5 protein-coding genes are annotated in these 6467 nt (G+C 64.2%); 4 read left to right on the top strand and 1 reads right to left on the bottom strand.

The genetic code is table 11. From position 1 onward, the window contains the following. Positions 1–304: 304 nt before the first annotated feature. From CC117_RS32125 to CC117_RS32135, 3 genes are all read left to right on the top strand, one after another. Entirely contained in the window at positions 305–1105 is an 801-nt protein-coding gene (locus CC117_RS32125) for a class II aldolase/adducin family protein (RefSeq protein ID WP_071091672.1), read from the top strand. Between the two features lie 150 nt (positions 1106–1255). After that, positions 1256–2503 carry a cytochrome P450 gene (locus CC117_RS32130; protein WP_071091676.1) on the top strand — a complete coding sequence of 416 codons (1248 nt, stop codon included), beginning with the start codon at positions 1256–1258 and terminating at the stop codon, positions 2501–2503. Positions 2504–3067: 564 nt separating this feature from the next. After that, positions 3068–4879, top strand: coding sequence for a reverse transcriptase/maturase family protein (locus tag CC117_RS32135; protein WP_084133102.1), 1812 nt, complete (start codon positions 3068–3070; stop codon positions 4877–4879). Positions 4880–5075: 196 nt separating this feature from the next. Here CC117_RS32135 and CC117_RS32140 read toward each other — a convergent pair whose 3' ends face one another. Next, positions 5076–5465, bottom strand: coding sequence for an SAM-dependent methyltransferase (locus tag CC117_RS32140; protein WP_241830602.1), 390 nt, complete (start codon positions 5463–5465; stop codon positions 5076–5078). 650 nt (positions 5466–6115) lie between these two features. Between CC117_RS32140 and CC117_RS39625 the strand changes: the two genes are divergently transcribed. Beyond that, positions 6116–6467 (top strand): SDR family NAD(P)-dependent oxidoreductase (locus CC117_RS39625; RefSeq protein ID WP_241830603.1); only part of this gene is annotated, 352 nt, incomplete at its 3' end.

A 6467-nucleotide genomic window follows, 5' to 3' on the forward strand; every position in this document is an offset into this window, starting at 1 on the left:
CCTAGCCTGCCACCCACCGGATCGCCCCACCCAGGAGGTGGCACGCAGTGTCACTCTGCCCGCCCCCAACCTGGAAGCAACCGTGACAACCAGACACTCCCCGCCCACGATCAGGCACGTCATTGCCCACCGCCGCTCACCTCCGGCGGTGGCTTTCCGCCCCTGGACTGGAGCGGCGCTCACGCGCTTGACGGCACACGTCGCACTCGACAAGATTCGCAACCGCCTTTCGACGTAGCGGGTTGAAGCCTTCGACCGCGGCCGACTCGTCCCGTCCAGCACAGTTCCACCGGAGGCATTCGCCATGACAGCTGCCCCGCTAGACGGCGCGATCGTGTCGCCCGCGACTGACGGCCTGTGGCCTCGTCCCGAGCCGACGCGCACCCTTGAACAGGAGCGTCTTCATCGCAAGCAGCGGCTCGCCGGGGCGTACCGAATCTTTGGCGAGCTCGGCTACGGCGAAGGCCTAGCAGGGCATATCACCGCCCGCGACCCGGAGTTTACCGACCATTTCTGGGTGAACCGCTTCGGCGCGGATTTCCGCCGAATCAGCGTTTCGAGCCTGCTTCTGGTGAACGCCGAGGGTGCGATCGTGGAGGGACAGCCACCACTGAACACCGCGGCATTCGCGATCCACTCGGAAGTCCACGCGGCCAGGCCGGAGGTGGTCGCCGCCGCGCACACTCATTCAACCTACGGCAAGGCACTATCAGTGCTCGGTGAGCCGCTGTACCCGATCACGCAGGACGCGTGCGCATTCCACCAGGATCAGGCGATCTTCGGCGATTTCACCGGCGTGGTCTTCAGTACCAGCGAGGGTAGGCGCATCGCCAGCGCTCTTGGCCCGGGCAAGCTGGTGATCCTCGCCAATCACGGGCTGCTGACCGTAGGCACCACGGTGGAGTCTGCGGCCTACTGGTTCATCACTGCCGAGCGGGCCGCCCAGGTCCAGCTCCTCGCCCAGGCAGCGGGAAGGCTTCGGCTGCTCGATGACGTGACAGCCGAACGCACGGCCAGGCAGGTCGGCGGTGAGACCTTGGCGCGCTGGGGGTTCGAAGCGCTTTACCAGCTGGTCGTCAAGGAGCAGCCCGATCTACTTGACTAGTGCCGCAGGCGATCCCAAGGCCACCCTCGGCGCCGTCAGCGGCACGGCGCACGTGGGCCAACTCGGGTTTACCCGCAGCCGAGGACGGCGTTATCGCTGGCCGGCCACGACCACGCCGGACGACCGGTGCCACCGTTCCAGGCCCATGCTATGCACGTTGCGAAGGAATCCCACCGAGGAGGCGAATCTGTGATAACTACGAAACACCCGGATATCTACTATGACCCCTACGAGCCAGAACTTCAGGTCGACCCCTTCCCGATCTTTCGTCGCATGCGGGAAGAACAGCCGTTGTACTACAACGAGAAGCACGATTTCTATGCCCTGACCAGGTTCGACGATGTCGACAAGGCCTTCGTCGACGTCGCCACGTTCAGTTCATCCCGCGGAAACATCCTTGAACTGATCAAGGCGAACATGGAGCTCCCACCAGGGGTGTTCATTTTCGAGGATCCACCCATGCACCCCGTGCATCGCGGCGTCCTCGCCGGAATCTTCACCCCACGAAAAATGGCCGCCCTTGAGGACCGGATCCGCGACTTCTGCGCCCAGGTGCTCGATCCGCTGGTGGGCGCCCGACAGCTTGATTTCGTTGCGGACCTCGGCGCCAAAATGCCTATGAGGGTGATAGGGATGCTGCTGGGAATCCCCGAACAGGACCAGGAGGAGATCAGGGTCCACCAGGACGAGAAGTTACGGCGAGAGGAAGGGGAACCCGGCGAGTTCAACGACGACCAGTTCGCCGACGGCACCTTCTTCGCACAGTACATCGACTGGCGGGCGAAGAACCCCTCCGACGACCTCATGACGGCATTGATAAACGCCGAGTTCGAAGACGAGAAGGGCACAGTCCGCCGCCTGACCCGGGACGAGCTTCTAATCTTCATTAATGTGCTCGCCACGGCCGGCAACGAGACCACGAATCGAACCATCGGCTGGTCCGGTAAGATCCTCGGCGACGATCCCGCCCAACGACGAGAACTCGTCGAGAACCCCGAACTCATCCCCAACGCGGTGGAAGAAATCCTGCGTCTRCAGCCGGCTGCGCTGCAGGCGTGCCGGTACGTCACCCGCGACGTCGAGATCCACGGACAGACCGTTCCCGAGGGCAGCGTTCTGATGCTGCTCATGGGGTCGGCGAACCGCGACCATCGAATGTTCCCGCCCGATGGTGACCGTTTCGACATACACCGCAAAATTGGTCGCCACCTGACGTYTGGTCGCGGTAACCACTTCTGCCTCGGAGCCGCCCTCGCCCGCCTCGAGGCCCGCATCGCCGTGGAGGAGATTCTCAAGCGATTCCCGGATTGGGAACCCGACATGGAGAAAGCGAAGCTCGACTCCTCCCAGGTACGCGGCTGGGCAACGCTGCCGGTACACCTCCCGTCCGCCGGCTGACGGGAGACTTTCACGCCCGGCGTGCGCCGTGAGGCGCTCTGTTGTATCCCCAGCGCAGCTGGGAAGGATTTGGAAGAAGATCCTTGGGTTCACTGGCTCACCTGGATCCGAAAGGTGAAGGGGACAGCAGCATGCCAGAAGACGGCGGCCGTCGCGAAGGCGTCGAAGGCGTCGAAGGCGGGCCGTCGTCGAACCCGCGTGATATGGCGAAAGCTGGATTGCCTGAATTCCAATCTCCAGACGGTAGATGTGAAGACCCATCGGAAGGACGTCTGAAACCGATGCCACGTCCGGTGCCGGTCAGAACCGGAGACCCGGCGCAACCTCCGGGACATGGGGCGATGCTTAGCGAGGGCATTCAAGGAGGTGAGTGGAACGCCTACGTCGCGCTCGACACGTACAACAGAGACGTACCGCGGGATCGCCTAAGGGGCGCGAGCCCTAGGGTGACGGAGTTCCCATAGTAGTCGTGGGAGTCACGCCCCACCAGGGACGGCGGGAAGGCCGCCGACAGGGCAAAGGGGAACAGGTGGCCGGATATCCAACGGACGGGAGGCATGCGTAATGCAGAGCGCCGAAACAGTCCTTGGTGTCCTCCGTGAACGTGGAAGAAGAGGGTTGCCGCTGGACAGGGTGTACCGGCAGTTGTTCAACCCGGCGCTGTACCTGCTGGCCTACGGGCGTCTGTACTCCAACAAGGGGGCCATGACGCCCGGGGTCACCAGGGAAACCGTGGACGGCATGTCACTGGCCACCATCGACCRCATCATCGACGCGGTACGCCACGAGCGATACCGATGGAAACCGGTGAAGCGGGTGCACATCCCGAAGAGATCCGGGAGAACGCGCCCGCTGGGCCTGCCGACCTGGTCGGACAAACTGGTCGCCGAAGTGGTGCGCCTGCTGTTAGAGGCGTACTACGACGTCCAGTTCTCCGACCGCTCCCACGGCTTCCGACCAGGCCGAGGCTGCCACACCGCGCTGAGCGAGGTAGTCGAGGTCTGGAAGGGAACGCACTGGTTCATCGAGGCCGACATCTCCCGCTGCTTCGAGGAACTGGACCACACGGTCATGCTCGAAACAGTGGGAGAACGAATTCACGACAACCGGTTCCTGCGGCTGCTGGGCGCCATGCTCAAGGCGGGGTACCTGGAGGACTGGAAATGGGGAGCGACGCTATCCGGAGCGCCACAAGGCGGTCCGGCGTCCCCAATTTTATCCAACATTTACCTCGACCGGCTGGACAACTACGTCGTGACACACCTGCTCCCGGACTACAACCGGGGCGAGCGCAGGGCAGTCAACCCTGCCTACCAGCGGATCGAGTACGCAATCGCCCGTGCCCGGCGGCGCGGGGATCGGCAGGCGTTACGCCGGCTCCGTCAGCAGCGCCGCCGACTCCCGAGCCAGGACCCCCATGACCCGGGCTACCGACGGCTCCGATACGTGCGTTATTGCGACGATTTCCTGTTCGGTTTCAGCGGACCCAAGGCCGAAGCACGCGAGATCACCGAAAGGGTCAGACGGTTTCTCTGCGACGAACTCAAACTGGAACTGTCCCGCGAGAAGACGCTGATCACCCATGCCCAGACCGGGCGGGCGCGTTTCCTCGGTTACCATATCGTAGCCCAGCACTCCGACACGAAGATTACCCGGGGACGCCGAGCGGTCAACGGCGCGATCGGGCCACGAATACCCCCCGACGTGATCAGACAGAAGCGTGCCCTGTACTACAGGCGCGGTGAACCCGCGCAACGGCCCCAGATGCTGCACGACGATGACTACACGATCGTGTCGAAGTATCAGGCCGAGTACCGGGGCGTCGTCCAGTACTATTTGCTCGCCGGTGACGTCTACCGGCTTCAGAAGCTGCGCTGGGTCATGGAAACCTCCATGTTGAAGACCCTGGCAAGTAAGCCCCGGTCCAACGTCAACACGATGGCCCGCAAATACAAGGCCACCGTGCGAACCGACCGCGGGCCGAGAACCTGCTTCCAGGTCACGGTCCAGCGCGACGATGGCAAGAAGCCACTGGTCGCACGTTTCGGCGGTATTCCGCTACACCGACAGCCCACCGCGACCCTCACCGACCGAGCACCGACCCTGGGAACCGTCCGTGGCAACGAGCTGATCCACCGGCTCCTCGCGGGCGGCTACGAGATGTGCGGAGCAACGGACCGCGTGGAAGTCCACCACGTCCGGCACCTCGCGGACCTCAACAAACCAGGACGGCGCGAGAAACCAGCGTGGGCTCGACTCATGGCGATGCGACGGCGCACAACCCTCGTGGTCTGCCGTCCCTGCCACGAAGCGATCCACGCCGGTCGGTCCACCACGCAACCCACGGCACAACCACTGGAGAGCGATATGCGCTGAAAGGCGCACGTATCGTTCGGCGGGAGGCCGACGGAAAAGGACCCGGTTCAAGCGGGCACCTCGCCGGCGGCCTACCCGACTCGGGCTGGAGTCCGTGGGAAAAGGACCCGCATCGCGGGCACCTCACTCACGGCCTACCAGTACTGTCGGTGACCCAGCCGGCCAGTTTTCCAGCGTCGAGCGCCTTCTCGATCATCTATCGGGCGAGGGTGGGTTTGGTGGTGAGCGTGACGTCCTCGGGAGCGTCGGCCCGCAGCGGGGCCGGAGGAACCGTTCCCGCTGCTTCCGGCTCCTGCACCTGATCTCGTGAACGTTGCCGACCGTGGGGTGGGTACCCCGGATCCGATGTCGAAGAACTGAGTGATGCGGCCTCGGCGACCAGGTGGCGCAGGGCACGGTGCAGGAAGCCCCGGTTCGACCGGGCGACCATCTCGATGTTGGAGAACGCATCCTTGGCGCGGCGGACCGCCTCCCGGTCGGCCGCGAAGTTGCGCGAGCCACCCAGGGCGTAGTCGCACATCCGCGCCGCGGTCGGGATGTCGATATCGACGCCCACTGCCCAGTCGGTCGCTTCCTCAATGGTCATATGCTGCCTCGCTCGACAAAACTTGGCGACGTCAGGTGAGAATGGTTGTTCACCGTCGTTATATCCGTCACACATCTGCCCGGCACGGCTACCCCTGTCCGGTTCAGGCGGCAGGCTCGGCCCAGCCCGCGCGACGCAGGCCGGCGGAGGTGTCACTGGGCAACGGAGCTACCTCGCCGTGACAGGTCCAGGCCCGGCGACAGGGCCGCAATCTGGCACCGGGCACGAGCGCGGCGACCCACCCCCGATGGACGCGGCCCGGAAGCCCGTCGACGGGTTCCGCGCTCGTGACGTGCCGCATCCTTCGACGTCCCTCGAGAATTCTTCGCGAGTTTCACGGTATCCACCGAACCAACCGGACTCGCACCACCACCTGCGGGGGATYCCCCAGAAGAGTCATGGGACGCCGGTGAAAGGTTTCGATGATATGTCTCCTCTCGCTCGGGACCTTTTCCTCCCTTCGGCCGGACAACGCGGGCCTGGTAGCTTCGATACCGTTCGGACCTGACACCGTCTTCCTTTCGCGAGGAACACCGGGTCACTATCGTCAGCTTTCGAAACGAACCTCTCACGCAGAGTCGACACCGGGTGGATAACGTCGATGTGCCCGGCCTGATGGCGATATTTGATGACCACCGAAGGGCGATGCAGTGAGCAACGACAGTGYGACCGACCCCGCCCCGTTGCATCTGCGCGGGCGTGAGGGCGAGCCGCCGGACTATCACTTCTCTCGCGAGGTGATGCCCGGTGAGCGCGTCACCCAGCACGCAGCGGGATCTCTCGCCGACATCGTCGAACGGCTCGTACAGGTCTTCGAGATGGAGCTCTCCCACAAGAAGGATCCGGCCCAGTGGGTCAGCATGGTCAGCGACCAATGCACCGCCCTGGTGGAGAAGGCGGTCGCCGAGTTCGGCCGGATCGACATCCTGGTCAACAACGCCGGCGTCGGCAGCGCGGTACCGGCCCTCCGGGAGCAGCCGGAGGAGTTCCGCCGAGTGATCG

The organism is Parafrankia colletiae, assembly GCF_001854655.1.
GTDB lineage: Bacteria > Actinomycetota > Actinomycetes > Frankiales > Frankiaceae > Parafrankia > Parafrankia colletiae.